We start from the raw sequence: 3,916 nt of genomic DNA, 5'->3' as shown, positions 1-3,916 counted from the left end.
AAACCCGATTGCCTCCCACCCGCCCCACCGCACCTGCCCGACCGACCCGTCCCCGAAAAATTCCTCGCCATCAGCGCCGACGGCAACGCCGCCTACGTCCTGCTCGACCCTTACGAGGGCGGCAAAACCGTCATCGCCGAAGCCGCACGCAACCTCGCCTGCACCGGCGCCCTCCCCATCGGCGTCACCGACAACCTCAACTTCGCCAACCCACTCCGACCCGACCTCTTCTGGCAGCTGAGCGAAAGCGTCCGCGGCATGGCCGACGCCTGTCGCGCCCTCCAAATCCCCGTCACCGGCGGCAATTGCTCCCTCTACAACCAGAGCCCACGCGGCCCCATCGACCCCACCCCCACCGTCGTCATGGTCGGCCTCATCGAAGAAGCCGACCACATCACCACCCAATGGTTCAAAGACGACGGCGACGTCATCCTGCTGCTGGGCCTGCCCGTGGACACTCAAGACCCCCTCCAGGGCCTCGGCGGCAGCGCCCTCATGCAACTCACCCTCGGCCGCAAAACCGGTCGCCCACCCCGTTGCGACCTCGAAACCGCCGGCCGACTCCACTCCGGCCTCGTCGGCCTCATCCGCGCCGGCGGCATCAAAAGCGCCCACGACTGCAGCGAAGGCGGCCTGGCCGTCTGCCTGGCCGAATGCTGCATCAGCCAACAAATCGCACGGCACACCCCACGTCTCATCGGCGCCCGCGTGGACCTCGGCCCGCTCCTCCAGCCGGACCCGAACGGTTTCGTCCCACGCCTCGACGCTCTGCTCTTCGGCGAAACCCAGTCCCGCGTCGTCATCACCTGCGCACCCCTGGACGAACCCAAAATCACCGAACGCGCCAAAATCCTCGGCCTGCCCGTCACCCGGCTGGGCACCGTCGGCGGCACCGAACTGGTCATCCGGGCCGGCGACCGGTCCTGGCACTGGCCGGTGGCGGAACTCCACGACCTGTGGTGGAACAGCCTCGCCCGCGCCATGAACGCCTGAAACCGGCCCCGATCCACCCGCCCGCCGGCCCGCGCAACCCTCAGCCCGCGCCACCACCACCGCCGGGCAGCAAAATCCGCACCCCCTCGCGCCGCGGCAGCTCCAGCCCGGTCGCCTCCACCGCCGCCTCCGTCTCACCCTCCGTCCGCGGCCAAATGTGAAATCCGCCGTGATCCAGCGCCGTGATCTCCCACGTCCCCCAGATCCCTCGACCCTCCCGGAACCCCCGATAAAACACGTCATGCCCGCCCAGGTAGGTCTTGGTCCACCAGCACTCCAACGCCTCCCGATCGTACCGACCCCGGATCACAAACCGCCCCACGTCATCCACACCCACCCCCTCAATCCGTCCCTCACGAAACGACAATTCCAGATCCATCCAATGCCGGTCGCCCGGCCGGTAATTGTAAAACCCTGTCCACGGCCCCGATGGAAACAACGGGTCGCTCACACCGATACCCTTGGGCCGCCCCACCCGTTTTGTCAAAACCCGCCCCACCTACGCCCGCGCACCCGGGAAGGGCAAAGTCCCCTGTGCCCGCAATTCTTGCCACCTTTTGGGAGGGGCACAATCCCCTGTGCCACAGGCAGGATTGCCTGTGCCACTCTGCAGAGCGAAAACGCACCCTCTGGGAGGGGCACGGTCCTCCGTGCCCGCCAATTTTCCCACCCTCTGGGAGGGGCACAGTCCTCTATGCCCGCTAATTCTTGCCACCCTCTGGAAGGTGCACAGTCCTCTGTGCCCGCAAATTTTTTCCCAGCCTTTGGGAGGGGCACGGTCCTCCGTGCCCGCAAATCTTCAGACCGCTGGGCCGCCGTGAATCCGGGCCTAGCGGAATATGTGGATTGCCTTGCGATTCGGCGATAGCCCGGGAGGGGCACGGTCCTCCGTGCCCGCCAATTTTCCCCACCCTCTGGGAGGGGCACAGTCCCCTGTGCCCGCAAATTTTTTCCCACCCTTTGGGAGGGGCACGGTCCTCCGTGCCCGCCAACTCTTCCGGACCGCGGGGACGCCCTCCCTCCCCATCTGGCGGAATTAGTGGGGAACCTCGCGAATCGGCGCAAAACTGGCACGGGCACGGTACCCCGTCCCACTATTCCCGGACCGCAAGGACCCGGGCCATCACCGACGGCAGACCCCAAGCACCCGGCCGACCGCTGTCCCGGCCCGGGACACCCTGTCAATCCTCCAACACATGCCCCAGACTCGGACCCAGGCTACATGTCGGCGCAACGCCTACTCCGTTAATCTTATACTCACCCCCAGCCGGACACTGGGGCCAGAACTCCCCTCGGAAGTAAGGTTTGAGGTCGTCGGGTCCCGGTGCCGGGTCGGATGTGGTCTTCCTGTGGTCCAGGGCCCACAGTTGCTTTATGCTGTCGATCTCCCGCAGGTGACTAATGCAGATGTTCCTCTGAGTCTGTGTTCGCGCCCGTGCGAAGTTGGGGATCGCGATCGCCATCAGGAGGCCCAAGATGGCCACCACGATCATAATCTCCACCAGCGTAAAGCCGGCGGGGTGACTCGGTTTCGCTTTCATGGGTCAGTCCGCTCATGAGGTTCTCGTCCTCTTCTAACGGTCGGCCTGAGGCGGACAGCCCGGTCATGAAGCATGAATCAGTACGGCACACCTACCGGTCCGTCAGCTCTCAGCCTCTGTCGCTTCGACAGCAAGTCGCAGGCCAATACAGCTCCGGGTGGGTGAGACTCTGACAACGTTCCACGCAGCGCATGACAAGTCGGCGTGGTGCCCGAGGGGTCGGCGTTGAGGCAGCTTGCAGGGCGCGAAACCCAAGCATGACTCGCGTGCCTTCACCGCATCCTCTGAGGACTATGAACGCCCCGGTAGCGCCGACCAGGGCGCCCCAAAGGGGGCTCCCTGGTATACCTTGGAGCGGCCGACGGTTTCGCTTTCCCTTTCGAGCTGCCGGTCAGGTCGGACAGTGGCTTATGGGAGATGGATGCCCTGAGCAACGCTTCCATGCGCCGCGCGCACTTCCATGGCCCGGCCACCAAGTGCGACGCCTCGTCAGCTAGCCTCACGGCTTCCTCACCCTCGCAACGTTTGCCAGGAACACCCGATTGTCTCCCTTGGTCGCTTACAAACCATAAGGCCGAAGACAACTTGTAGCGCACTTTTCGTGCCCTGCCACATAAATACAAAAAGAGCGGCCAGCACATCGGCCGCTCGCGCCAAGTGTAAGATCTGCAGGGTAGGGACTCAGCCGCCAGTACCACCGCCAGTACCACCGCCAGTACCAGTGCTTGGCCAGTAGGCTTGGTTGTGTTTCTGAGCAACTTGCGTATCCGTGTTGTCGCACACCGCATTTGTACCAATCGTTCTATACTTGTAACTTCCGTCTTTAACAGGGCACTTAGGCTCCCTGCGTAAATATTTATTAATTTCAGCCTTGTTCCCATCAGCGTCAGCACCAGTAGGCTGACCAGTTTCCAGTGCCCACTGGTCCTTTGCCGCGTCGATTTGACGGAGATTGTTCACACACGCGTTTGTCTGGGAGCTCTCCCGAGCCCGGACAAAGTTCGGGATCGCGATGGCGGCCAGGAGGCCAATGATGGCCACCACGATCATGATTTCCACCAGTGTGAATGCACCGGTCCGACGATGGTTCTTCAGTTTCATAGCTGTGCTGCCTTTCTCTTCCATGCGGCGCGAACAGAGCAGCCGGCGGGTTCCACTCATCAGGACGGTTCTGTTCGCTTCATTGCCGACTGCAACCGCATCTGCCCCTTGAGCAGTCCCAATGCCAACCCGCCAAACCCACCCAACCAACCCCCAAAACCCCGGTTTTCCCCACCCCACCCCGCCTTCCAGCCCCAATCCCGAACCCATCCGCCTGTCCCGACCCTGTCCCGCCCGGGACAACCATGTCCCGTTTCTGGACACCCCAACCCCCCCAACCC

4 protein-coding genes are annotated in these 3,916 nt (G+C 63.6%); 1 reads left to right on the top strand and 3 read right to left on the bottom strand.

The features are described 5' to 3' along the window. Positions 1 to 993 (top strand): AIR synthase related protein (locus G4L39_RS07990; RefSeq protein ID WP_240893874.1); only part of this gene is annotated, 993 nt, incomplete at its 5' end. 40 nt (positions 994 to 1,033) lie between these two features. On the opposite strand, the gene G4L39_RS07985 is transcribed toward G4L39_RS07990, so the two are convergent. The 3 genes from G4L39_RS07985 to G4L39_RS15420 form a co-directional block, all read right to left on the bottom strand. Continuing rightward, positions 1,034 to 1,444: a hypothetical protein gene (locus G4L39_RS07985; protein WP_165107308.1), complete on the bottom strand. Its 411-nt coding sequence runs from the start codon at positions 1,442 to 1,444 to the stop codon at positions 1,034 to 1,036. Positions 1,445 to 2,174: 730 nt separating this feature from the next. Continuing rightward, positions 2,175 to 2,534 carry a competence type IV pilus major pilin ComGC gene (locus G4L39_RS15425; RefSeq protein WP_165107307.1) on the bottom strand — a complete coding sequence of 120 codons (360 nt, stop codon included), beginning with the start codon at positions 2,532 to 2,534 and terminating at the stop codon, positions 2,175 to 2,177. A 681-nt stretch (positions 2,535 to 3,215) separates the two neighbouring features. Beyond that, complete coding sequence (locus G4L39_RS15420) at positions 3,216 to 3,635, bottom strand: type II secretion system protein (RefSeq protein WP_276607559.1); 420 nt, start codon at positions 3,633 to 3,635, stop codon at positions 3,216 to 3,218. Positions 3,636 to 3,916: the final 281 nt, after the last annotated feature.

The organism is Limisphaera ngatamarikiensis (assembly GCF_011044775.1).
GTDB lineage: Bacteria > Verrucomicrobiota > Verrucomicrobiia > Limisphaerales > Limisphaeraceae > Limisphaera > Limisphaera ngatamarikiensis.
Note: the sequence above shows the minus strand (reverse complement) of the source record. Positions and strands in the feature narration are given on the sequence as shown.

What these genes read in the sequence shown, in the direction of transcription:
- G4L39_RS15425 (WP_165107307.1), bottom strand. Translation starts at nt 2,534, where the DNA reads ATGAAAGCGAAACCGAGTCACCCCGCCGGCTTTACGCTGGTGGAGATT.
- G4L39_RS15420 (WP_276607559.1), bottom strand. Translation starts at nt 3,635, where the DNA reads ATGAAACTGAAGAACCATCGTCGGACCGGTGCATTCACACTGGTGGAA.